The sequence below is a fragment of the Streptomyces spectabilis genome (assembly GCF_008704795.1).
GTDB lineage: Bacteria > Actinomycetota > Actinomycetes > Streptomycetales > Streptomycetaceae > Streptomyces > Streptomyces spectabilis.
In genome coordinates this window covers 8019415-8042895 of record NZ_CP023690.1, presented here as the reverse complement: position 1 = coordinate 8042895, position 23481 = coordinate 8019415, and the positions used below count along the sequence as shown (strand labels likewise).

At 74.1% G+C, this 23481-nt stretch carries 22 protein-coding genes; 5 read left to right on the top strand and 17 right to left on the bottom strand.

Going from position 1 to position 23481, the window contains the following annotated elements; genetic code table 11:
* Positions 1-5: 5 nt before the first annotated feature.
* The 3 genes from CP982_RS34845 to CP982_RS34835 form a co-directional block, all read right to left on the bottom strand.
* Positions 6-1442 (bottom strand): MFS transporter, encoded by a 1437-nt coding sequence (locus tag CP982_RS34845; protein ID WP_150514108.1) that lies wholly within the window; start codon positions 1440-1442, stop codon positions 6-8.
* Between the two features lie 70 nt (positions 1443-1512).
* Positions 1513-2310 (bottom strand): 3-hydroxybutyrate dehydrogenase, encoded by a 798-nt coding sequence (locus tag CP982_RS34840; protein ID WP_150514107.1) that lies wholly within the window; start codon positions 2308-2310, stop codon positions 1513-1515.
* Between the two features lie 111 nt (positions 2311-2421).
* A complete protein-coding gene (locus CP982_RS34835; protein WP_150514106.1) occupies positions 2422-3444 on the bottom strand; it encodes an extracellular catalytic domain type 1 short-chain-length polyhydroxyalkanoate depolymerase in 1023 nt (340 codons plus the stop codon).
* Between the two features lie 172 nt (positions 3445-3616).
* On the opposite strand from CP982_RS34835, the gene CP982_RS34830 reads away from it, so the two are divergent.
* Entirely contained in the window at positions 3617-4048 is a 432-nt protein-coding gene (locus tag CP982_RS34830) for a VOC family protein (protein WP_150514105.1), read from the top strand.
* 33 nt (positions 4049-4081) lie between these two features.
* Here the strand turns inward: CP982_RS34830 and CP982_RS34825 are convergent, their stop codons facing one another.
* From CP982_RS34825 to CP982_RS34815, 3 genes are all read right to left on the bottom strand, one after another.
* Positions 4082-4906, bottom strand: a complete 825-nt coding sequence (locus CP982_RS34825; protein ID WP_150514104.1) for a S1 family peptidase — start codon at positions 4904-4906, stop codon at positions 4082-4084.
* A gap of 186 nt (positions 4907-5092) precedes the next feature.
* Positions 5093-5578 carry a phospholipase gene (locus tag CP982_RS34820; protein ID WP_150514103.1) on the bottom strand — a complete coding sequence of 162 codons (486 nt, stop codon included), beginning with the start codon at positions 5576-5578 and terminating at the stop codon, positions 5093-5095.
* 363 nt (positions 5579-5941) lie between these two features.
* A complete protein-coding gene (locus tag CP982_RS34815) occupies positions 5942-6484 on the bottom strand; it encodes a heme-binding beta-barrel domain-containing protein (protein WP_150514102.1) in 543 nt (180 codons plus the stop codon).
* Between the two features lie 706 nt (positions 6485-7190).
* On the opposite strand from CP982_RS34815, the gene CP982_RS34810 reads away from it, so the two are divergent.
* From CP982_RS34810 to CP982_RS34800, 3 genes are all read left to right on the top strand, one after another.
* Entirely contained in the window at positions 7191-7616 is a 426-nt protein-coding gene (locus CP982_RS34810; protein ID WP_150514101.1) for a nuclear transport factor 2 family protein, read from the top strand.
* An 80-nt stretch (positions 7617-7696) separates the two neighbouring features.
* A complete protein-coding gene (locus CP982_RS34805) occupies positions 7697-8062 on the top strand; it encodes a nuclear transport factor 2-like protein (protein ID WP_150514100.1) in 366 nt (121 codons plus the stop codon).
* An 82-nt stretch (positions 8063-8144) separates the two neighbouring features.
* Positions 8145-11432, top strand: coding sequence for an AfsR/SARP family transcriptional regulator (locus tag CP982_RS34800; RefSeq protein ID WP_150514099.1), 3288 nt, complete (start codon positions 8145-8147; stop codon positions 11430-11432).
* 28 nt (positions 11433-11460) lie between these two features.
* Here the strand turns inward: CP982_RS34800 and CP982_RS34795 are convergent, their stop codons facing one another.
* The 6 genes from CP982_RS34795 to CP982_RS34770 all read right to left on the bottom strand — a co-directional run bounded on the left by CP982_RS34795 (position 11461) and on the right by CP982_RS34770 (position 15832).
* A complete protein-coding gene (locus tag CP982_RS34795; protein ID WP_030681519.1) occupies positions 11461-11778 on the bottom strand; it encodes an AzlD domain-containing protein in 318 nt (105 codons plus the stop codon).
* Entirely contained in the window at positions 11775-12404 is a 630-nt protein-coding gene (locus CP982_RS34790; RefSeq protein ID WP_170316546.1) for an AzlC family ABC transporter permease, read from the bottom strand. The genes CP982_RS34795 and CP982_RS34790 overlap by 4 nt, the downstream gene beginning before the upstream one ends.
* A 149-nt stretch (positions 12405-12553) precedes the next feature.
* Positions 12554-13492, bottom strand: a complete 939-nt coding sequence (locus tag CP982_RS34785; protein ID WP_150514097.1) for a branched-chain amino acid transaminase — start codon at positions 13490-13492, stop codon at positions 12554-12556.
* Complete coding sequence (locus CP982_RS34780) at positions 13489-13923, bottom strand: nuclear transport factor 2 family protein (protein ID WP_150514096.1); 435 nt, start codon at positions 13921-13923, stop codon at positions 13489-13491. Before CP982_RS34780 ends, CP982_RS34785 begins: the two co-directional genes overlap by 4 nt.
* A 35-nt stretch (positions 13924-13958) precedes the next feature.
* Positions 13959-15257 (bottom strand): DUF6421 family protein, encoded by a 1299-nt coding sequence (locus CP982_RS34775; protein WP_229879335.1) that lies wholly within the window; start codon positions 15255-15257, stop codon positions 13959-13961.
* Entirely contained in the window at positions 15254-15832 is a 579-nt protein-coding gene (locus tag CP982_RS34770; protein WP_212669201.1) for a bacilysin biosynthesis protein BacA, read from the bottom strand. The genes CP982_RS34775 and CP982_RS34770 overlap by 4 nt, the downstream gene beginning before the upstream one ends.
* A gap of 499 nt (positions 15833-16331) precedes the next feature.
* Here CP982_RS34770 and CP982_RS34765 point away from each other — a divergent pair, with 499 nt between their 5' ends.
* Positions 16332-17213, top strand: a complete 882-nt coding sequence (locus tag CP982_RS34765; RefSeq protein ID WP_150514095.1) for an alpha/beta fold hydrolase — start codon at positions 16332-16334, stop codon at positions 17211-17213.
* Between the two features lie 118 nt (positions 17214-17331).
* Here CP982_RS34765 and CP982_RS34760 read toward each other — a convergent pair whose 3' ends face one another.
* From CP982_RS34760 to CP982_RS34740, 5 genes are read right to left on the bottom strand one after another with little or no spacing between them, the layout of a single operon-like run.
* A complete protein-coding gene (locus CP982_RS34760) occupies positions 17332-19248 on the bottom strand; it encodes a DUF2264 domain-containing protein (RefSeq protein WP_150514094.1) in 1917 nt (638 codons plus the stop codon).
* The gene (locus CP982_RS34755) at positions 19245-20225 is read right to left on the bottom strand and encodes a hydroxyacid dehydrogenase (RefSeq protein ID WP_150515871.1); all 981 of its coding nucleotides are present in this window, start codon (positions 20223-20225) and stop codon (positions 19245-19247) included. Before CP982_RS34755 ends, CP982_RS34760 begins: the two co-directional genes overlap by 4 nt.
* A 23-nt stretch (positions 20226-20248) precedes the next feature.
* A complete protein-coding gene (locus CP982_RS34750; protein ID WP_150514093.1) occupies positions 20249-21106 on the bottom strand; it encodes a carbohydrate ABC transporter permease in 858 nt (285 codons plus the stop codon).
* Positions 21103-22083 (bottom strand): carbohydrate ABC transporter permease, encoded by a 981-nt coding sequence (locus tag CP982_RS34745; RefSeq protein ID WP_150514092.1) that lies wholly within the window; start codon positions 22081-22083, stop codon positions 21103-21105. The genes CP982_RS34750 and CP982_RS34745 overlap by 4 nt, the downstream gene beginning before the upstream one ends.
* Before the next feature lie 31 nt (positions 22084-22114).
* A complete protein-coding gene (locus CP982_RS34740; RefSeq protein ID WP_150514091.1) occupies positions 22115-23443 on the bottom strand; it encodes an ABC transporter substrate-binding protein in 1329 nt (442 codons plus the stop codon).
* Positions 23444-23481: the final 38 nt, after the last annotated feature.

Below are 23481 nucleotides of genomic sequence, written 5' to 3'. Positions count from 1 at the left end.
TCGCGTCAGGAGGGGTCGCCGGAGCGTACCGGCGCGGGCACGCTCCCGGCCTCCCCCGGTGCGCCCGGCTCCCCCCGCCCGTCCGTCTCACCCGGCGCGGCCGCGTCCGCCCGCAGGTCCCGTCCCCGGGTCTCGCGCGCGAGGGCCACGGTGAGGGTGGTGACCACGGCGGCCAGACACAGGTACAGGGCGACGGGCGCCGACGAGTCGTACTCCTTGAGGAGGTGCACCGCGATGATCGGCGCGAGCGCGCCCGCGACGATGGAGGCGAGCTGCGAGCCCATCGAGGCGCCGGAGTAGCGCACCCTGGTGTCGAACATCTCGGAGATGAACGCGGCCTGCGGCCCGTACATGGCGCCGTGCAGGAGCAGCCCCACGGTGACCGCCGCCGTGATCACGGCGAACGACCCGGAGTCGACGAGCGCGAAGAAGACGTACGCCCACAGCGCCATGCCCACCGAGCCGATGAGCGTCACCGGCCGCCGCCCCACGCGGTCGGACAGGGCGCCCCAGGCGGGGATGGCGACGAAGTGCACGGCGGAGCCGATGAGGACGGCGTTCAGGGCGGTGCTCTTGGGCAGGTCCAGGTGTTTGGTGACGTAGACGAGCACGAAGGACGTGAGGACGTAGTACGAGATGTTCTCGCCGAAGCGGGTGCCGATGGCGGTGAGCACCTGCCGCCAGTTGGTGCGGAACACCTCGACGACGGGCGTCTCCTCCTTGACGCCCCGCGCGGCGGCGGCATCGGCCTTGGCGCGCGCTTCGAGGAACAGCGGTGACTCGCTGACGGAGATGCGGATCCACAGGCCGACCATCACCAGGACTCCGGACAGCAGGAACGGGATGCGCCAGCCCCACGATTCGAAGGCGGCCTCGGACTGCACGGCGGCGAGCAGCGCGAGCACGCCGGTGGCGAGCAGATTGCCGCCGGGGGCGCCCGACTGCGGCCAGGACGCCCAGAACCCGCGGTGCGCGGCGCCCCCGTGCTCGGAGACGATCAGGACGGCGCCGCCCCACTCGCCGCCGAGCGCGAAGCCCTGCACGAGCCGCAACACGGTGAGCAGCACGGGGGCGCCGACCCCGATGGCCGCGTACGTGGGCAGCAGCCCCATGGCGAAGGTGGAGCCGCCCATCAGCAGGAGGCTGACGACGAGCAGCTTCTTGCGGCCCACCTTGTCGCCGTAGTGCCCGAAGACGACGCCGCCGAGCGGCCGGGCGAGGAAGCCGATCGCGTACGTGATGAAGGCGATGAGGGTGCCGGTGAGCGGGTCGGCCGTGGGGAAGAACAGGTCGTTGAACACGAGCGCGGCGGCGGAGCCGTAGAGGAAGAAGTCGTACCACTCGATGGTGGTGCCGACGAGGCTCGCGGCGACGACGCGGGGCAGGCTCGTGCGCGTGCTCGGGGGCGAGGGCGGGGGCGGGGTGCTGGGCAGGGAGGCCATGGCGCCACTTCCAGGTGTTCGGCGGGGACGGGCGGTCGTGCGGGGAGCTCCGGGCGGCCGGGGACGGCGGTCAGGTCGCGGTCCAGCCGCCGTCGAGGGGCAGGGAGGTGCCGGTGACGAAGTCGGCGTGCGGTCCGCACAGCCAGAGCACGGCCGCGGCGACCTCCTCGGGTTCGATGAGCCGCTTCATCGGGGAGCGGGCGAGGAGCACGTCGCTGACCACGGCGTCGTCGCTGACGCGGTGGGCGGCGGCCTGGTCCTGGATCTGGCCCTCGACCAGGGGGGTGCGGACGTAGCCGGGGCTGACGCAGTTGCTGGTGACGCCGTACGGGGCGCCCTCGACGGCGGTGACCTTGCTGAGGCCTTCGAGGCCGTGCTTGGCGGCGACGTAGGCGCTCTTGAAGGCGCTCGCGCGCCGCCCGTGGACGCTGGAGATGTGGACGGCGCGGCCCCAGCGCCGCGCGTACATGTGCGGCAGGGTCTGCCGCAGGAGCAGGAACGGGGCGGTGACCATGACCTGTTGGACGAGCGTGAACCGCGCGGGCGGGAAGTCGGTGAGCGGGGCGACGTGCTGGAGCCCGGCGCTGTTCACGAGGACGTCGACGGCGGTGGGCAGCGCCGCGATCGCCTCCGCGTCGGCGAGGTCCGCGGTGTGCGCGTGCCCGCCGACGGCGTCGGCGACGGCCTTCGCGGCGGCCGCGTCGATGTCCACGACGTGGGTTTCGGCGCCCGCCGCCGCGAGGGCCGCGGCGCAGGCGCGGCCGATGCCGCTGCCGCCGCCGGTGACGAGGGCGGTGCGGCCGCGCAGGTCCACGGCCGCCGAAGGGGCTCCGCGGGCGGCGGAGTTGAGGTGAGGTCCGCTTGTCATAGCCGGAAACCTAGGGTCGGCGCGGAGGCTCGCCCATGTGGCCGGGCACCACAGTTGCCACCGGACCTGTGGTGCCCTGCTCCATGAGCGCGTGCGGCCACCGGGCCCGGGTCAGGTGTCGAGGCCCCAGGCGCGGCCGAGGCGGTGGGCCGCGCAGAGCCCGACGTCCAGGAGGTGGGGCCCGGCCGTGCCGCACCGCTCGCCGCCGGTGCCGGGGTCCACGGGCTGGCCGTGCCCCATCCCGGTGACGCGGTACGTCTCCACGGCGGGGGCGCCGCCCGGTCCCCGGAAGACCTGGTGCGGGTAGCCGGCGACGGTGTCGGTGACGTCGGCCGTCAGGTCGGCTCCGTGCACGTCGGTCCACTGCTCCGTCAGGTCGGTCATGTTGACGGGGTTCACCTTCTGGTCGGCGGTGCCGTGAAGGACGGTGAGGGTGGGCCAGGGGCCGCCGTAGCCGGGGCGCGCGGCCCGTACGCGGTCGCCCCACTGCCGCGGGCCGAGCCCGCCGCCGGAGCTCATGCACACCCAGGGCGAGGCGGCGGCCTGGGCGCAGCCGTAGGGGAGTCCGGCGACGACGCCGCCCGCCGCGAACCGCTCGGGGTACGCGGCCATCATCACGGAGGTCATGCCGCCGCCCGCGGAGAGCCCGGTGACGTACACGCGCCGGGAGTCGCCCGCGAGGTCGGCGAGGTGCCGGTCGACCATCTGCGCGACGGACGCGGCCTCGCCGAGTCCGCGGGTGGTGTCGCCGGTCCGGAACCAGTTGAAGCACGAGGAGATGTTGTTGACCGGCTGCTGCTGCGGCAGCACGAGGGAGAACCCCCACCGGTCGGCGAGTTCGGTCCAGCCGCTGCCGGTGCCGTATCCGGCGGCGTTCTGTGTGCACCCGTGGAGGACGACGACCACGGGCCGCCCGGCGGCGAGCCCGTCGGGAACGTAGCGGAACATCCGTAACTGCCCCGGGTTGGTGCCGAATCCGGTGACTTCCTGGAGGGCCGCGGCACCGGCCCGGTGCGGTGCGGCGACGGCGGGTGACGTGCCCGGCAGGAACGCCAGGACGAGGAGGAGGGCGAGGGCCAGGACGGGCGGTCCCGTCCGGCGGCGGTCGTGCGGTGCGGCTCGGGTCTCGGTCATACGCGGGGACTGTAGGAGCCGGTGCGGTCCCGACCTATGGGGCACGGGACCACAACTCGCGCGCGGCGGATGGAGGTTGGCAAGGGGGCGGGGGGTTCGAAGGCGCGGCCCTGGGAAGGAAGAGTCGCAGTGTCAGCTCCGTAACACCGAAACGCTCCTGGAAGGCAGTCGCATGACGGACCTCGACTCCCCCGCCCCGCGGTTCCACCTGGCCATGCCGGTCGACGACCTGGCGGCCGCCCGGCGCTTCTACGGCGGCGTGCTCGGCCTGGAGGAGGGCCGCAGCTCGGACGCCTGGGTCGACTGGAACCTGCACGGGCACCAGTTCGTCACGCACCTCGCGCCGGAGCGCGCGCCGCGCGTGCACAACCCCGTCGACGGGCACGACGTGCCGGTGCCGCACTTCGGCCTGCTCCTGAGCGTCCCGGCGTTCCACGCGCTTGCCGAGCGGCTGCGCGCGGCGGGCACCGGGTTCGTGATCGAGCCCTATGTCCGCTTCGCGGGGCAGAAGGGCGAGCAGTGGACGATGTTCCTGCTCGATCCGGCCGGGAACGCCCTGGAGTTCAAGGCGTTCGCGGACGACTCGCAGGTGTTCGCCGTCTGACGGCCCGCGCCGCGCGCCGCGTCGGGGCCCCGGTCAGCCGTTGCGGCCGGTCGTCCTGTGGATCCAGCCCGCGTAGGCGGGCGCGCTGGTGTAGAGCCCAGGGCCCTCGCTGCAGCGCACGCCCGGGGCGCCGGGGCCCGAGGTGACGCCGATGAGTTCCCAGCGCCCCGCGCGGTCCCGCTGGAGCTGCGGGCCGCCCGAGTCGCCGTTGCACGCCATGGCCTTCGGCACCTGACTGATCGTGCACAGACGGGTTCGGTCCGCGTAGCCGGGCGCGCACTCCGAGGCCGCTCCCCTGCGCGTGTCGAGCTCCTGGAGCCGGTCGGGGAAGACCCACTCGGCGGGGTCGGGGGCGTCGTCGACGGTGCCGAAGCCCAGGATCCGGGTCGGGGTGCCGGGCCGCCCCGGCTTGTCGGCGATGCGCAGGGGCTTCTCGGCGACCGGGCGGTCCAGGCGGATCAGGGCGACGTCGTCGCGGTTGGGACCGGCGCCCTCGCCGTTCCTGTAGCCCGGGTGGGACACCGTCTTCGCGACGGACCGGACCGTGCCCCCCGACTTCTTCCACTCGCTGCCGATCCGGACGGTGCCGTCCAGGGTGACGAGCGTCGGGTCCACGCAGTGGGCGGCCGTGAGCACCCACTGAGCGTCGATCAGCGATCCGCCGCAGACGCCCTTGAACGTGGGGTCGTCCACGCCCGTCACCGGGATCGACACCATCGCCGGGTAACGCCGCGTGGAATCCTTCCCGTTGACGACGGCTTCGGCGCTGCCGGCCAGCAGGACGGCGCACGCCGCTCCGGCCAGGGCCACCGCGGCGGTGCGCGCCACCGTGCGGCGCGAGGACTTCAGGCTGAACACTGGATCTCCCATCCGTCGGGCATCGCGGCGTCCGGTCGGACATCGCGACGTGCTCAGCCTCCGCGATCAAGAGGAACTGATCCATCCGGTCAGCGGGCCCCTCCGGGGTCCGGCCAGCAGGCCCAGGAGGGTGGGGAAAACCCCAGGGGCCGCACGAGAACCCCGGGGGCCGCCTCACCGGCTGCTTCAGGCCGCCGCCTTGGTGTGGGTGGGCGCGACGCTGCCGAGCTTGTCGACGGCCTGGTAGTACGTCCAGGCCGTCGCGTCGCACGCGGTCTTCTTCGCGCCGCTGTAGGCCGCGCAGACTCTCTTCAGGTCGGCGTAGAAGGCGCTGTCGACGCGGGCCTTGTTGGCGCTGAAGGCCCCCATCTCCTTGTAGTTGCGGTAGCCGAAGTCGTGGCGGGCGCAGGCCGTCTGGAAGGGGAAGCCGAAGGGGTTGTCGGGGGACGAGGAGCAGTAGTCCGTGGACCAGTTGAACTGGTAGGCGCTCCACGCCCCCTGGTTGGCGCGGGCCGCGGCCCAGGCCCTGTAGCTGCCCGCGTCGGTCTGCGTCCAGCGGCTGAGCACCTGCGCCTTGTCCGCGGGAACGGCGGATGCGGGGGCTGCGGCCAGGCCCGTCCCGAGGGTGAGGGCGGCGGCGCTCACGGCCAGGGTGGCAAGTCGACGTCGCATGAGGGGGTCCTCCTCTGTGCGGGCCCGTGGCGGGCCTCTTGTGGGGGGGGTGCGTGCCACGGCACCGCGCCCCGAGCGCGCGGTGCCGCCGTACTCATTGATCACCACTGACCTGACGGCCGGTGGACGAACGCACCGCGCGGGCCTTTCGACCTGATGGCCGAATGACCGCGTCGGCATCTGAGCTATGCGGCACGGGAGTTGGCTCGAAACCTGCTGGCCGACCACGCGCGGCACAAACTCACGCAAGCCCCCCTGCGCGCCCCTCCCGGGCCTGCGCGCGGCGCGCGCGGGACGTCTCGTCGGCCGGGACAGCCGCTCCCCCTCTTCGACGTCTACGACACGTACGACCTCTTTTGTCGGCTAGTGGGCGCGCCGGAGTGTCGCCGAGAGGTGGTGCTGGAGCGGCTGGCCCACCGCCGCCAGGTCATGGGTGAACGCGAGCGTGCCGTCGTCGGCCAGGGCGTAGCGGCGGCGGGTGGCGTCGACCCGTTTGGCCGTGAGGGTGAGGGCCACCTGGTGGGTGGCGAGGTCGACGGTGCCGTCGGCCGCGGCGCCGGTCGCGACCTCCACGATGCCGGTGGGCTGGGAGATGACCGCTTCCACGTGGCCGTCGGCCAGGAGCCGCCACCACCCGCTCTCCCGGGCCGCGGGGCGCAGCGGTCCGCCGTCGGCGTCGAGGATCCACGCCCGCGCCTCGTAGCGCAGGAAGGGCCTGCCGTCGTGGCTGAAGGTGACCTCCTGCGCGTAGGCGAAGTCCCCTTCGAGCGTGGGATAGCCGCCGTCGCCCAGGCCGTGCCAGGTGCCGAGGAGGCCCGTCACGGGCGCGAGGTGGGCGTGCGGCGCGGGGGTGCCGTCGGGTCGGTGGGCGTCGGGGAACGGAATCTCCGGTACGGGCTGCGTCACGGTGTGCGCTCCAAGGTCGGGGCCGGGCCGGGGGCCGAAGCCGGGACCACAGGCTAGGGCCTGTCCGGTGGGTCGGCGTGGAGCAAGGAGCGGCGTCAAGGGGGTCCCCCCTGTTCGAGCGGAGCCGAGAACTTGGGGGCGCGTGCGATCGCAAGGCGCCGGGATGTCCTCGGATGGGGTCTCCCCTGCTCGAGCGGAGCCGAGAGCTCGGGGAAGGAGCTACTAGGACATTTCGGCAACGCGGCGAGCGTGCGTGCCAGACGTCGTGACGCCGCGCCGACCCACCGGACAGGCCCTAGGGCGTCGGCGGCTCGATCTCCGTGAGCCCTTCCGCCGGTGGCCGCCGGGAGCGGTGGAGGCCCCGGGCCCGCCGCAGCCGAGACGGACGGCCCCCGCGGGCGCGCGGCGGGGCCCGTCAGCTGCCGTGCGCGGCCAACGGGAGCCGGTGGTGCGGCGATGCCCGCCGGGGAAGGCCGTACGGGCTCCACCCCCGTCAGGGGCGCGGAACACCCCCGGACGGGGGTACTCCCCTCCCTCCGTCACCTGCGGCCACGCGTGCTCAACCACGGCGCACCGCCAACTCGTGGCGCGAAACCGGCGACTGCCTTACGCTCCCCGCCACAGGCGCACCACACTGGGACTCCACGACCAGCGGGCCGGCCGTGCGGCCGGTCCTGCCGTCAGCCACAGACGAGGAGTTGGTGAGATGTCCACGCACTCCCCCGAGACGTCCGCGCGGGCCACCAGAGAAGTGATCGACGCCTATCTGGCCCGGCTCGCGGACCGGGACCTGGACGGCGCGGTGCGGCTCTTCTCGGAGTCGGCGGAGTTCCTCGCCCCCGGCTCGCCCGCGGTGCCGTGGTCGGGGAACCGCACCGGGCACAAGGGCGTGACGGAGTTCTTCACCACGCTGCACGAGTACTTGCAGCCGGAGGAGTTCACCGTCACGCACATCGTCGTCGACGGCGAGCAGGGAGTGATCATCGGCCATCTGCGGGACACCGTCAAAGCCACGGGCAAGCCGCTGACCACGCCCTTCGCCGCGCACCTCACGGTCGTCGACGGCCGGGTCGCGCGCTACCACCTGTTCGAGGACACCCACGCCCTGCACCGGGCCGTCACCGACGGCTGACCGCCCGCACCACGACCGGAACGACCGGAACGACCGGGAACCACCCCGAACCACCCCGAACCACCAGGAGAGCAGCGGAGATGACCTCCTCCAGCGGCAGGCCTTCCCACCCGGCGGTACGCGCCTTCGTCGACGCGGTCAACGCCCAGGACCAGCAAGCCCTCTGGACCGTCCTCGCCAAGGACGCCACCGTGATCGACGTCGGCACCGAGCGCGACCTCCACGCGTGGGTGGAACGGGAGCTGTTCTCCTCGCACGCGCGGATGGAGGTGGTGCGCGAGTCGCCCGACGGCCTGTGCGTGAGCGCCCGCTTCCACAACGACATCTGGAACGACATCGACACCGCCTGGGAGTTCACGGTGTCGGACGGCGTGATCCGGCGCTTCGTGACGGGCCCCGACGAGACCGGACCCGACCAGTCCGGCGAGGCCCCGTCCGGGCCCTGACCCGGCGGGAGCGGCAACCGGACGGGGGCGGAACAGCGACTACTAGAGCAGGGACCGCCAACCGGGAAGCAGAGGGAGTCGAGTGAGCCGCATCTCGGAGCCCCAGGAGGCGCAGACACCGCGGGAGTCGGTGCGCATCCGGCTCCTTGGCCCGGTGAGCGTGGAGGTCCAGGGCCGCCACGTGGGCCTCGGACCACAGCAGCGCGCCCTCCTCGCCGCCCTGGCGCTCGCCCGCGGCCCCGTCAGCACCTCGCGCCTTGCCGAGCTGCTGTGGGAGGGCGAGGTCCCGGACGGCGCCGTGAGTTCGCTGCGCACCCACGTCCTGCATCTGCGCCGCATCCTGGAGCCGGGCAGCCGGGCCACCTCCGGCTTCGCGGTCCTGGTCAGCGCGGGCGCGCGCAGCAACACCAGCTACACGCTCCAGGTGGCCGACGAGCAGGTGGACGCGCTGCGCTTCGTCCACCTCACCGACCAGGCCCGCAAGGCCGCAGCCGACGGCGACGCCGCCACCGTGGTCGCCCTCCTCGACGAGGCGCTGGCCCTGTGGACGGGGCCCGCGCTCGAAGGCGTCAGCGACCGCAGCTTCGCCCTGGCCGAGACCGACCGTCTCGAAGAGCTGCGCCTGGTGGCCCGCGAGGACCGCGTCGACGCCCTCGTCGAACTCGGCCGCTATGAGGCGTCGATGGCCGAGCTGACCCCGCTCGTACGGGAGTATCCGCTGCGCGAGCGGCTGCGCCGCCAGCTGATGCTGGCCCTGTACCGCTCGGGCCGGCAGGCGGACGCCCTCGCCGCGTACCGGGAGTTCTACCAGCTCCTCGACGACGAGGTCGGCATCGAACCGGGCCGCCAGCTCAAGGAGCTGCACCAGCGCGTCCTCGTCGGCGACCCCGCGCTCGCCCCCGAGCGGTCCCCGGCCCCCGCGGCCCCGCCCGCCGCGCGCCCGGTCCCCCGTCAGCTCCCGCCCGACGTCGCCAGCTTCACCGGCCGCGCCGACCAGCTGCGGGAGCTCGACACGCTGCTCTCCCGCTACGACACGGGCCCGGGGCAGACCCTGGTGATCTCCTCGGTCTCCGGGATGGCGGGCGTCGGCAAGACCGCCCTCGCCGTGCACTGGATGCACCGGGTGGCCGACCGCTTCCCCGACGGCCAGCTGTACGCGAACCTGCGCGGCCACGCCGCCGAGCCCCCGACCACCGCCGACGAGGCCCTCGGCCAGCTCCTGCGGGCGCTCGGCGTCGGCACCGGGCACCTGCCGGAGAGCACCGACGAGAAGGCCGCCCTGTACCGCTCGCTCCTGGCGGGCAAGCGCGTCCTGATCCTGCTCGACGACGCGGCCGGGCTCGAACAGGTGCGGCCGCTGCTCCCCGGCTCGCCGACCTGCTTCGTCGTCGTCACCAGCCGCAATGACCTGCGGGGCCTGACCGCCTTCCACGACGCCCACCGGGTGAGCCTCGCGGTCTTCGGCGAGGACGAGGCGCTCGCGCTGCTCGGCCGCGTCATCGGCGCGGACCGGGTGCGCGGCGAACCGGACGCCGCCGCCGAGGCCGTCCGGCTCTGCGGCCTGCTGCCGCTCGCCGTACGGATCGTCGCGGCCCACCTCATCGGCGACCGGCATCTGCCGATCGCGCGGATCGTCGGCCAGCTGCGCGCCGACCGCCTGGGCGAACTCGCCCTCGACCAGGAGCGCCACACCGGCGTGCGCGGCGTCCTCGCCCTGTCCTACCGCTCCCTGCCCGCCCCGGAGCGGGAGGCCCTGCGGCTGCTCGCGCTCGCCCCGGGCCCCGAGGTGTCCGTGCCCGCCGCGGCCGCCCTGACCGGCGCCGCGGTGCCCGCCACCACCCGCCTCCTCGACCAGCTCACCGCCCGCAGCCTGCTGGAGACCCACCGCCCCGGCCGGTTCCATCTGCACGCCCTCGTCCGCCTGTTCGCCGGGGAGCGGGCCGCGGCGGAGGACGCCCCCGCCGTGCGCGACGAGGCCGTCGGCCGCCTGCTCACCTGGTACCTCGGCACCGCCGAGCAGGCCGCGTGCCAGCTGTACGGCACGTTCTACTCCTGGTACGCCGCCCGGCCGCCGGAGCCGGACGGCTCCCCCACCGCTCCCCTGGCCTTCAGGAACGACACCGCCGCCCTGGCCTGGCTCGACGACGAACGGCCCGCGCTGCTCGCCTGCGCGCAGCACGCGGTGCGCCACGGCCCGCGGCCCTTCGCCTGGAAGTCCGCCCTGGCCGTCCACGGACACCTGATGGAGCACGGCAGACGCACCGACTGGCTGCGGGCCGCGCACGCGGGGCTCAAGGCCGCCGAGGCCGAGGGCGACGACCACGCGCGGGCGGTGATGCACTGGAGCCTGTGCTACGTCCTGTGGGAGCTGGCCCGGCACGAGGAGGCCCTGGAGCACAGCGCCCGCGCCGACGAGCTGTTCGCGCGGGCCGGTCAGCCCGTGGAGCGGGCGGGCGCGGTGCTCGGCCTCGCCGCGTCGCACCGCGAGCGGGGCGCCCTGGAGCAGGCGGCCCACGACGCCGAGCGGGCCCTGGCCCTCTACCGCGAGGGCGCGCAGCCCGCCGGGGAGGCGTGGGCCCTGTTCCTGCTCGGCCGCGCCCGGCTCGACCAGGGCGACGCGGAGGCGGCGCGCCGCCACTTCGACGAGGCGGGGGCGCGCGCCGAGGCCTCCGGGGACCAGCACACCGTCATGCTGTCGCTGTGGGGCCGCGCCACCGTGCAGCACGCGCTCGGCGCCATGGAGGAGGCACAGCGGCTGCTCACCCGGGCGCTCGCGGTGGACGGCAGGCTCCTGGCCACCTATGCGGCGGAGGGCGCCCTCACCGCCCTCGCGGCGGTCTGCCGTGACGCGGGGGACCCGCGGCTCGCGCTCAAGTACGCCGTGGACGCGCTCGGCGTCACCCACCGCACGCGCCGCCGTCTGATCGAGCCGGACGCCCTCAACACGATCGGCACGGTGCTGCTGCGCCTCGACGACCTGCCCGGCGCCCTCGACCACCACCGGCGGGCCCTGGACGCGGCCCGCGCGGCGTGCTGCCGCAGGGCCGAGGTGGAGGCGTGCCTCGGTCTCGCCGCCGTGCACCGGCACCTCGACGAGAGCCGCGAGGCCCTGGCGTGCACCCGCCGGGCCCTGAGCACGGCCCGGCAGACGGGGCTCGGGCTCGCCGAGGGCGCGGCCCTGACCGAACTCGCACGTGTCCATCTGGCCCTGGGCCAGACCGCGAAGGCGGCCCGGGCCGTCGAGCGGTCCGTGCGCCTGCACCGGGCCACCGGCCACCTGCCGGGCCTGACCGAGGCCCTGGAGTTCGCGGCGGCCGTGGAGCGCGCCGGGGCCGCCGCGGCCGGGCACCCGGAGGCCGACACCGGCTGAGCGCGTCGGCGCGGGGGCGCGGGCGGGGTCAGCCGAGCGCGCGTACGCCCGCCGTGACCGCCGCGGCCACCAGGACGACGAGCGGTACGGGGGCCTTCAGCCGCCAGGCGACCAGGGCTCCCGCGAAGCCGGCGAGGCGCGCGTCGAAGGTCATGCCGTGCGCTCCCGCCGAGCCCACGAGCTGCGTGACGACCAGGACGGCGAGCAGCGCGGGCGTCAGGTACTCCACGAACCGCGGGAACCAGCCGGGCAGTTCACGGTCGCCCATCACCAGGGAACCGGCGCCCTTGATCAGGAACGTGGTCACCACCAGGGCGCCTACGACGATCCACGGGTCGTTGCTCATGGCTTCCTCCCGGCCCACCAGGTCCAGCCGACGGCGACGGCGCAGGCCACGGCGATGGCGGAGTCGGGCACCGCGACCGCGGTGAGGACGGCGGCGGCCACCGCGGCCGTCGCGGCCGCCGACCGTTTGCGGGCGGTGCCCAGATGGGGGGCGAGCAGCAGGAAGAACAGCACCGGGGACACCGCGTCCAGGCCGTAGTTGAGGATGTCCACCGCGCGGAAGGGGCCGATGGCCCCCGCCAGGGTGCCCAGGACCCAGCCGAGCCAGAGCACCACGCCGGAGGAGAGCAGCCGCACCCGGTCGAACCGTCCGTCGGCGTCGCTCGCGATGGCCCAGGACTCCTCGATCACCAGCTGCGACTCGACGGCGCGGCGCGCCCGGCCGCCGCGCAGGGCGGGCAGGATGGCGAAGCCCATCACCAGGTACCGCAGGTTCAGGAGCGTCCCGGCGACGGCGGCGGCCGCCCAGCCGCCGCCGTTGACGATCACGGAGACCGCGGCGAACTGCGAGGAGCCCACGAAGACCAGACCGGACATCGAGGTCGCGGCGAGCGCGGTGAAGCCCGCGCCCTTGGCGAGGACGCCGAAGGACACGCCGAAGGCGAAGATCGCGACGGTGAAGGGCACGGCGGCGCGCGCCCCCTCGGCCCAGGCGGCCCGCTGTCCGCCGGGCGGGGCGGGCCGCGGGCTCGACCGGCGAGACCCAGAGGACTCAGAGGACTCAGAGGCCCCGGAAGACCCGGAGGACCCGGAGGACCCGGAGGGCTCGGTACCGGTCATCCGGTGTCGCTCCCCGCGCCCGCCGGGGCCGGATACCCCGACCGGTCCGCGCCCCCGGCCCGTACGGCGCGCGCGTACGCCTCGGTGAGGGCCGCGCCGACCTCGCCGAGCGGGAAGCTCCTGCCGTCGACGCCGGTGACCGGCTGCACCTCGTACGCCGTGCCGGTCAGGAACACCTCGGTGGCGCGGTCGAGTTCGGCCGGGGCGAGGTGGCGCTCGACGACCGGGAGGCCGAGGCCCCCTGCCAGGCCGATGACGGTGCGGCGGGTGATCCCGTCCAGGACGCACTCCGGCGGCGGCGTGTGCAGTTCCCCGTCGATGACCAGGAAGAGGTTGGCGCCCGTGGCCTCGGCGAGGCGGCCCCGGTGGTCGAGGAGCAGCGCGTCGTCGAAGCCCGCCTCCTCCGCCTCCTGCCCGGCGAGCGCGCCGATGGCGTACAGGGCGGCCGCCTTGGCGCGGATCGGGGCGGTGTCGGGTGCGGGGCGCCGCCAGCGGGAGGTGCGAAGGCGGATGCCGCGCGGCCCTTCGGTGAAGATCCGGGGCCAGGGCCAGGCGGCCACGGCGAGGTGGACGCGGCTGTCCGGTGCCACCAGGCGCAGGGTGTCGCCGCCGCGCCAGGCGACGGGGCGCACATAGCCGTCGGTGAGGTCCGCCGCGGCGACGACCTCGCGCGTGACGGCGTCCAGCTCGGCGGCCGTCCACGGCAGCGCGTAGCCCATGTGCCGGGCCGAGGCGACGAGCCGGGCGCTGTGCTCGGAGAGCGCGAAGACCCGGCCGTCGTAGACCCGTTCGCCCTCGAAGACGCTGCCGCCGTAGTGCAGGCCGTGGCTGAGGACGTGGAGGCGGGCCTCGCGCCAGGGCACGAAGGCCCCGTCGAGCCAGATGACGCCGTCCCGGTCGTCGAGCGGCGGGACGGGCGGGGCGGCGCCGCTCATGTGGCGAACCCCCGGTCGGCGTAGGGGAACCCTTCCAGTTCGTTCGCGTCGCGGGTGTCGTCGCGCGGCGACGCGTAGTAGATGCGGACCTCGTCGATCAGGCCGGTGTCGTCGAAGCGGTAGACCTCCGCGCCGCGCAGCACCTTGCCGAGGCGCGGCTTGAAAGCGGTCCACTCGCAGACGGCCGTACGGGTGTGCTCGTCGGCGTAGACGGCGTCGACGGCCCAGTGGGAGCCGTTGGCCCGCACGTCGGCGCCCCAGCGCTCCACGATCGGGTCGATGCCGTGCACGGGCCCCGCCATGCCGTGGGCCAGGTAGTGCACGACCTCTTCGGAGAGGCAGGTGGCGAACAGGTCGCGGTCGACCTTGTTGCACGCCTCGAAGTACCGCCGCACGGCGGCCTCCAGCGCGGCCCGGTCCAGGTTCCCCATGGCTGTACGCCCTTTCGTGGCTCGGCTCTGCGCGGTCACAGCTCGGCCGGTGCGAAGCGCGGCGGGGGCGCCGCGGCGAGCCGCTCCCGCGCCCGCACGAGCGCCCGCTGGTCGTCGGTGAAGGCGTACCGGTCGCCCTCGGCGCCCTCGCGCAGCTGGGTCCGTACGAGCGCCTTGGCGGCCGCGCGGTACTCCGCGGGAGTGCTGACGGCCGCTTCCATACCCTCGACGGCGGCGACCAACTCCCGCAGTCCGTCGATCACCCGGTCGTGGTCCAGGCGGAGCAGCCCGGTCCGGTCGGTGGTGAGGGCGCGGCGCTCGCGCAGCCAGGAGTAGAGGAACACGCCGGTGCCCGCGTCGAAGTTGCGCACGGCGTGGGCGTCCAGCGGGTACCGGAACATCCGCTCCAGGAGGATCATGGCGATCTGCTCGTCGGCGTACGGCACTGCGGGGTCGGCGTGGCAGGCGAGCGCGGTCCTGGCGTCGACCTTCAGCTCCTCCAGGAGGCCGATGAACCAGTTCATCTTGAGCTTGATGTGCCGGTCGAGCGGCCATCGCCCCTGGTGGTGGAAGTAGTCGTGCAGATATCCCCAGACGGCCCGCGCCTGGTAGCAGGCTTCGGGGTCCATTCCGGTGGAGGCGCGGGGCACGGAGCCGGGGGTGAGGACGGCGCGCGCGGACGGCACGGCGTACGTCTCGTGGATCCGGCGGAACTTGCTGAAGAAGAAGATCGCGTAGGCCTGTTCGGCGACCTTGTCGTGGGCGGCGACGTTCTCCGGGAAGAAGACGATGCAGTTGCCGTCGGCCAGTCCCGCGCTGCCCGCGATGAGGACGGCGGCCTGGCAGTTGTTCTTCGGGTGCGGATAGTGCTCGGCGAGGTCGGGCAGCGCGTCGGGCTCTTTGCGGCGTACGAGGAAGAACTCCAGTCGCTTGCCGACGGGCGGCACGCTGTTGGTGGTCCGGACGGGGGCGAGGAACGCCGCCCAGTCGCCGTCGGCCGGGGCGGTGAGCGCGTCGCGGCTGCGGGCGAAGTGCGGCGGCGTGTCGAGTCCCGCGGCCAGCCAGCCCTCGATGTCGGCGGCGAGCGCGTCGGCCTGCGCGGCCCTGCCGTGCCCGGCGAACCAGCGGGTGGCCTCGTCCTTGACGGCGAGCAGGGCGCGGCGGTCGGCATCGTCGGGGGCGGGCACGGTGCCGTCGTCGCGCTGGCGGCTCCGGAAAGCGTTGACGCGCGGCAGCAGGCCGCGGCCGAGCCGTTCGGCCTCGCCGAGCAGGTCGTCGTGGAGGCGGTGGGTGCCGCGCACCGGGCCGAGCACGCCGTTCGTCGTGCCGCTCACCGGCCGTGCTCCCGCATCTGGTGGACGGTGTAGACCATCGGGACCTCGCCGAAGCTGCGGACGATCCGCAGGCCCTGGGCGCGCGCCGCGACGACGGTGGTGACGCAGCCCTCGGCCTTGCCGTCGGCGCAGTCGATGGCCGCCTGCGCGTTGCTGGTCACCAGCTGCCGTGCGCTGGTGGGGGCCACGAGCCCGGCCGGGGCGGGGTGGGTGGCCACGGTGCGCGGCTCGCCGTGCGTGCCGGGCGCGGCGGCGAGCACCATTTCGAAGGTGGGCCACAGGAAGCAGTCGACCATGCGGCAGGTGAGGAGGTTGCCGAAGACGAGCGTGTGCAGCTCGGGGTAGACGGCGCAGGCCACCAGGGCGTGGGCGCCGGTCCTGGGCACGCTCGCCATGGCGTCCTCCAGGGACGTGTGCAGGACGACCTGCCCGTCGTTCTGAAGTCCGTGCCGCTGGAACCACAGATGGGCCGCCGACTCCAGATTGGTGCCGGTCGGGCCGAGGGTGTGCAGATAGCGAATGTCACCGATCGACGTCGGCGAAAGCGTGTCGACGCATGTTTGTTCCCCCGTCATCATGCCACTCTCCAGAGTTTTCTGAATTCCCCCGCGCATACCGGTCGCCCATGCTGGTCACACGCATCGGTCACAGATACCGGTCGCGCCTGTCGACGGCGTCGAATTTCTCCGGGTGACGCCCGGCGCGACACGCGCTTCGCGTGCCGCGCCACTGGGCCCGCGTCGGCGATCCTAGGCAGCCCCGGCCCGCGGCGGCCAGCGCGGCGGTGCCGCACCGACGGGTTTTCCACACCCTGGCCATTTCGACCCGATCAGCTGTCCGGAAATCCCGCGAAAAACTCCGCTGTTGGGGGTGACGCATGCCCTGCTTTCATCGACGGATCGGTGTTCCGGCGTAGGCATCGCGTCATGTGGGAGCGCGCCGGGAGGCCCGGTCGGCACCCGGTCGCTCCCGGGTCACGTCACGTTCTCGCTCCGGCGGCGATGAGTTTCGCCGGGGCCGGCCGTCTTATGGGTGACAGCGGCCGCGCCGACCGATGAGACCCGAGGAGACACCATGACCACGAAGCTCGACACCTACACCCTGGACACGTCCGGTGCCACTCTCACGTACGACGTTCGGGGCGGGTTGGGGGACACGGGCGCGGACCACCCCGTGCTGCTGCTCATCGGCTCGCCGATGGACGCCGCCGGATTCACGACACTCGCCTCGCACTTCGACGACCGGGTCGTCGTCACCTACGATCCGCGCGGCACCGGGCGCAGCGTCCGGACCGACGGCGAGGGCGAGTTGACGCCGGACGAGCACGCCGAGGACCTGCGGCGGCTCATCGAGGCGCTCGGCTTCGGGGCGGTGGACGTGTTCGCCAGCAGCGGCGGGGCGGTGAACGGCCTCGCGCTCGTCACGCGCCATCCCGGCCTGGTGCGCACGCTCGTGGCGCACGAGCCGCCCGCGGTGCGGACCGTGCCGGACCACGAGCAGGCGTGGGCGGCCGTCGAGGACATCCACCGGACGTACCGGCGCGAGGGCATGGGGCCCGCGATGGCCAAGTTCATCGCGCTGACGATGCAGAAGGGACCGCTGCCGGACGGCTACGCCGACGCGCCCGGGCCGAACCCGGCCGACTTCGGCCTCCCGACCGAGGACGACGGCTCCCGCGACGACGCGCTGCTCGGGCAGAATCTGCGCGGCTGCTGCGGCTACCGGCCCGACTTCGACGCCCTCGCCGCCGCGTCCACGCGCGTCGTCATCGCGGTCGGCAAGGAGTCCGAGGACGAGCTGGCGGCCCGCTCGGGCCTGGCGATCGCCGAGCGCCTCGGCCTGGCCCCGGAGGTCTTCCCCAGCCACCACGGGGGCTTCCTGGGCGGCGAGTACGGCCAGCACGGCGAGCCGCAACCGTTCGCGACGAAGCTCCGCGAGGTACTCGACACGCGCTGAGCGACAGGGACGACGAGCACGCAGCGCAACCTTCAAGCCCGTCCGGCGGCTGGCGACGAACGCACAGCGCAACCACCAAGCCCGTCCGGCGTTTGAGGACGAGCGCGCAGCGCGACGATCAAGCCCGTCCGGCGTTTGAGGACGAGGCCGGAGGCCGGTCAACCGCGACCCCCTCATGCCGCACCCGCGGCTCGAAGCCAACCGTGGTCCGCGAGCCGTCCGCCCACCGCACCAGCACCTCGCCACCGGACAGGACGACCTCACGGACGGCGGAGGCGAGCGGCAGCGGCTCCGCGCTCAGCGAGGCCAGGGCCACGAACACCCCGGTGCCCCCGGCGGCGGCCGAGAGCCGGGGCAGCCGCACCCACGGCTCGTACGCCGTGCCCGCGGGGGCCCGCACCTCGTCCGGCCCATCCCAGCCGTACAGGCCGAGGAGTTCCGAGCGGAGCGCCCGCGTGGCCCAGCCGGTGAGCGTCACCCGCGCGCCGGGCGGGGCGCCCACGACCCGGTGGACCCGCACCTCGTACCGGCCGCGCGCGACGGTCACGCTGTCGACGCGCAGGCCGGGCACCATCGGCGGTCCCGAGCCGAACACCGGCCGGTGCCAGGAGGCGGCCCAGCCCCAGCCGTCGCCGTGCCCCGCGCCCAGCGGGCGGATGCGGCGCCGGACGCTCGCGACGCCGTCGACCACCACCGCCAGATGGTTGTCCGCGGTGTTGCCGGGCGAGGTGGGGCCGGTGTGCGTGGAGTACGCGAGCCGCCCGTAGTGCGGGTCGTCCCGCGCCGCGGACTCGCCCTCGTGCGGCCGGACGTGGTCGCTGCCGTGGTTGTGCAGGCGGACGATCCCGTCCGCCCGTGTCGCCTGTACGAGGAGACCCGGCGCGGGCAGCGCGAGCACCCGGTCCCCCGCCTCGCTCGGCGCGGGCTCCTCCGTCGCCGTCCACAGCGGGTCGCTCGCGGGGGCGAGCAGCGCCACGAAGGCCTTCGCCGCCCAGTACGGGGAGGCCGGGCCCGAGTAGGCCTGGAGCGTGGCGGCGTGCGGCCCGTGCCAGCCGAGGCTCAGCAGCCCGTCGGCGGTGAGCGCGCCGCGGTCGAGGAAGTGGCGCAGGGCCCCGCTGGCGACGCGGCGCGACGTGCCGGGCGACAGCGGGGTGTGCCCGGTCACCGCGCCGACGCCGATGGCCGCCGCGGCGGCGAAGCGGTAGGTGAGCGAGCGCCCGAAGTGGACCGGCGCGCCGTCCCCGCCGAAGAGCAGCGCGTAGCCCTCCAGGTGCGCGCGAAGGCGCGGCCCGAGCCGGTCCGCGAGGGCCGCGTCGCCCGTCAGGTGCGCGTGCAGCAGCGGATACAGGTGCAGGGCCCAGCCGTTGTAGTGGTCGAAGGCCCGCCCGTCGCCGTCGGCGTACCAGCCGTCGCCCCGGTACCACGTCTCCAGGAGGCCGAGCGCACGCTCCATGGCGCGCGCCGTCGCCTCGTCGCCGCGGCCGACGGACTCCAGGAAGGACGCCACCGTGAAGGGGAACAGATACCAGTTGTTGGGCGAGGGGACGTGGGTGAGCGCGCCGCGCAGCCAGCTCTCCGCGCGGTCCCGCACGGCGTCGTCGAGCCGGTCCCACAGCCACGGCCGGGTCAGCGCCAGGCCGAGCGCGACGGACGCCGACTCCACCATCGGCTGGCCCTGTACGTGGTGGTCGAGGATCAGCGGCCACGACTCGGTGTCGTCACGGCCGGGCGTGCGGGTGCCCGCCGCGAGGCCCCGCGCGTACCGCTCGAGCCAGCCGTGCGGGTCCGCGCCGCCCGCCCCCGCGACCCGGAAGCCCGCCGCGAGGAACGTACGGGCATAGCCCTCCAGCCCGTCCGAGCGGACCCCGGACGCGGAGGGGCGGCCCGGCAGGTCGAGCAGGGCGCCCCCGGGCGTCGCCCAGCGCCACGCGGCGCCGAGCAGCCCGTCGGCGACGGCTTCCCAGTGCGCGCGGGTGTACCCGGTGTGCGGGCTCAGGTCCCGGTCGTCCGCGGGCAGGTCGAAGGGGATGCTCATGCCAGGTACGCCAGCCTTTCGCGTCGTACGGGATGGGCGAGGCCCGCGCCCGCGGCCCAGCGGGCCACCTCGCCGACGGCCGTGTCGGCGAGGCGCTGCCACTCGCTGCCCTGGGAGCCCGCGAGGTGCGGGGTGATCAGGGCGCCGGGGCAGTCCCACAACGGGTGGCCGGGGGGCAGGACTTCGGGGTCCGTCACGTCGAGCACCGCCCGGATCCGGCCCGTGCGCACCACGTCGGTGAGGGCGTCCTGGTCGACGACCGCGCCGCGCGAGGTGTTGATCAGGGTGGCTCCCCGCCGCATCGAGGCCAGCAGCTCCCGGCCGACCAGGCCGCGGGTCGCGGGAAGGAGCGGCGTGTGCACGCTCACCAGGTCGCCGCGCGCGAAGAGTGCGGGCAGGCTCACCGGCTCCGCGCCGAGCTCGGCGGCCTGCGCGGCGGTGACGTACGGGTCGTGAAGGAGCACCTCGAAGTCGAAGGGGCGCAGCAGCTCGATGACCCGGCGGCCGATCAGCGAGGCGGAGAGGATGCCCACGGTGCGGCGGTAGTTGCCCACCTCGCGGGGGGTGAGCAGCCAGTCGGCGCGCTCGCGGTCGCGGCGGTAGTCGCGGGCCCGCTCCAGGACGTGCTTGCCGTGCAGCAGGATCATCGCGAGGGTGTACTCGGCGACCGGCAGCGCGTTGGCCGCGGCGGCCGACGACACCGCGAGGCCCCGTTCCCAGCAGGCGTCGGTGACGTGCGCGCGCACCGAACCGGCCGCGTGCACCACGGCCTTGAGGCGGGGTGCCGCCGCGAGCGCGTCGGCGTCGAGCGGCGGGCAGCCCCAGCCCGTCACGAGGACCTCGACGTCGGCGAGCACCTCCTTGGCGCGGGCGGTCGTCAGGTCGTCGAGCGCGGGCGGCGGCGCCAGGTCGCAGACCTCGGCGAGCGCGGCGAGCGAGCGCGGGGCGAAGACGGCCGCCGCGGCCCGCGACGACATGGCGAGGGCGGTGCGGGGCCGGGTCACTTGACCGCCCCCGCCGTGAGGCCGGAGCGCCAGAACCGCTGCAGGAGGGCGAAGGCGAGTATGAGCGGGACGACCGCGAGCAGCGAGCCGGTGATCACGACCGGGTAGTACTCGGGCGAGACGGTCGCCTGGCTGTTCCACTGGTACAGGCCGAGGCTCACCGGATAGAGGTCCTGGTCCGACAGCATCACCATCGGCAGGAAGAAGTTGTTCCAGATCGCGGTGAGCTGGAAGAGGAACACGGTGACGAGACCGGGGCCGAGCATGCGCAGACAGACGCGGACGTACGTCGTCAGCTCGCCGGCGCCGTCGACGCGGGCCGCCTCCAGGACCTCGTCGGGCACGTAGCCCTGGCTGAAGACCCGGCCCAGATAGACGCCGAACGGGTTGAAGAGGACGGGGATGAAGACCGACCAGAAGGTGTTGACCAGACCGGTCTCGGAGGCCAGCAGGTACAGGGGCAGTGCGAGGACCGTCTGCGGCACCATGACCGCCGCGAGCACCAGGCCGAACAGCTTCTCCTTGTGCCGGAAGCGGTACTTGTCGAAGGCGTAGCCGCAGGCGACGCTGATCAGCGCGCCGAGCGCGGCGCCCAGGACGGCGTAGAGCAGGCTGTTGCCGTACCAGCGCCCGTACAGGCCGCCGTCCATGGCGAACACGTCCTTGACGTTCTGGACCAGGGAGAAGTCGCCGAAGGACAGCAGGCTGCTGCTGAAGAGGGCGTCGCGGGTCTTCGTCGCGGCGAGCACCAGCCACAGGACGGGCAGGAGCGTGTAGAGGACGCAGAGCGCGACGACCGCGTTGACCGTGGCCCGGCCGAGCAGGCGCGGGCGCGTGGAGCTGTGCGCGCTCATCGGGTGGCTCCCTCGGCCCGGTCGACGCGGCTCGTCCAGCGGGTGACGCCGTAGGACACGGCGACGGTGAGGGCGAGCAGGATCACCGAGGCCGCGGCCGCGAGCGAGTAGTTGTTGCGGGTGAAGGCGGCGTCGTAGACGTACATGCTGGGCGAGAACCGCGAGTTGATCATCTGTGAGGACTGGCTGAGCAGCATCGGCTCGGTGAACAGCTGGAGCGCCCAGATCAGGGTGAACATCGCGACCACCACGATCGAGGAGCGCACGAGCGGCGCCTTCACCTGGAGCGCGGTGCGCACCGGCCCCGCCCCGTCGACGACCGCCGCCTCGACGACCTCGCGCGGGACCGCCTGGAGGGCGGCGTAGAAGACGACCATGTTGTAGCCGAGGTTGCTCCACAGGGCGATGTTCACGATCGACGGCAGCGTGGTGTGCAGGCCGAGGAAGTCCACCGTGATGTCCGCCTTGTTGAGGGCGTCGATGACCGGGCTGATGCCGGGCGTGTACAGGTAGAGCCAGATCAGGGCGGCGATGATGCCGGGCACCGCGTGCGGCAGGAACAGGCCGAGCTGTGCCCAGGCGCGCAGGCGTACGACGCCGGAGTCGAGGAGCAGCGCGAGGGCGAGGGAGCCGAGCACCATCAGCGGGATGTAGAGCAGGCAGTAGAGCGCGACCGTGCCGAGCCCGGACAGGAACGTGGGGTCGGTGAGCACGGCGGCGTAGGAGCGCGCGCCCACGAAGACGGTGCGCTCGGGGCCGAAGCCGAGGCCCGGCTGGTCGTCGCTGAAGAAGCTCAGCCACACCGCGGTGCCGACGGGGACGAGGAAGACGGCGGTGAGCAGGAGGAAGAACGGGGCCATCAGGACGCCCGCCGCGGTGTGTCTGCGGCGCTCGGCCACGCGTCGTGCCGTGCGCCCGGGCACGTCGGCGGTTGGCTCGGGGGCGGCCGCCGCGGGGGCGTGGACCGTCGCGGTCATGGGTGTCACCTGCCTTTCGGGGTGCGGGCGTTCAGGTGGAGTGCTGGGTGGTGGCCAGGCCGAGCGCCTTGAGGTCGGGCATCGTGCCGTCCTGCGCGGCGCGCACGGAGGACAGGAGGGTGCCGGAGCCGTTTCCGGCGCGGGCGAAGGCGTCCTGCATGACCTTGCTGGTGGCGGTCATCCGGGGGCCCCACGTCCAGCCGTCGCGGATCTTGCGGGCCTCCTCGTCGAAGAGCGCGTAGACGTCCTGTCCGCCGTAGTAGCCGCGGTCGAAGGCGGCGCGGCCGACCGCCACGAGCTCGGACGCGGCCGGGTACTGGCTGCTCGCGCCGCTGGAGAGCCGGGCCTTGAGGGCGTCGGGGTGGCTGACCTGCCATGCGATGAACTCCATGGCGGCCTCGGGGTGTCCGCAGTCCTTCGTCACGGTGAAGGTGGAGCCGCCGTGCGTGCCGACGGCGGGCCGGGCGGGGTCCCACTGGGGCAGCGGGGCGATCCGCCACAGGTCCTTCTGGCCCGGCCGCGCGTTCATCTGCGCGCCCGCCTCCCAGGCGCCGCTGAACCGGGTCAGGACCAGGCCGCCCGCGATCTGGGCGTCGGCCAGCCGGCTCTCGACGGCGTTGACGTGGACGAGGTCCTCGTCGATGAGGCGCTGCCAGTACGCCGCCACGCGCCGGGTCGGGGCGTCCGCGAGGGAGACGTTCCAGGCGCCGTCGGAGGTGTCGAACCACTGGGCGCCCGCCTGCCAGGCCCAGGCCGCGAAGTGCGTCGCGCCGTCCGTGGGGAAGACCGCCGCCCTGCGGCCCTTGCCGAGCCGCCGCACCTCGCGGGCGAGCGCGGCGAACTCGTCCCAGGTGCCCGGGACGTCGAACCCGTGCTTCTCGAAGAGGTCCCTGCGGTAGTGCAGCACCATCGGCTCGACGTCGAGCGGCACGCTGTACGTGCGGTTCTCGAACGTGGTCAGCGCGAGCGCCTGGGGCAGCAGCTCGGCCCGCAGCCCGTCGCCGAGCAGCGGCGTGATGTCGCGGGCGACGCCGTCTATGGCGAAGCCCGGCACCTGGGGGTACTCGATCGTGGCGACGTCGGGCGCGTTGCCGGCGCGCGCCGCGTTGCTGAGCTTCGCGTACCCGCCGTGGTTGCCGGACGGCACCTGCTCGAAGTCGACCTGAATGTGGTCGTGCGTCCGGTTGAACGCGTCCACGACCTCCTGGCTGCCGCGCAGCGCGGACCAGAAGGTGAGGGTGGTGGGGCCCTTGGTGCGCTGCTTGGCCTCACTACAGGCGCCGAGGGCACCGGTGAGCGGCAGCGCGGTGAGCGCGCCGAGCACTCCCCGACGGCTGGGGCGGCTGTGTCGACCAGGCATGGGCGCCTCCCGCGGCTCCTGCGTGTTCGAGTCACGGG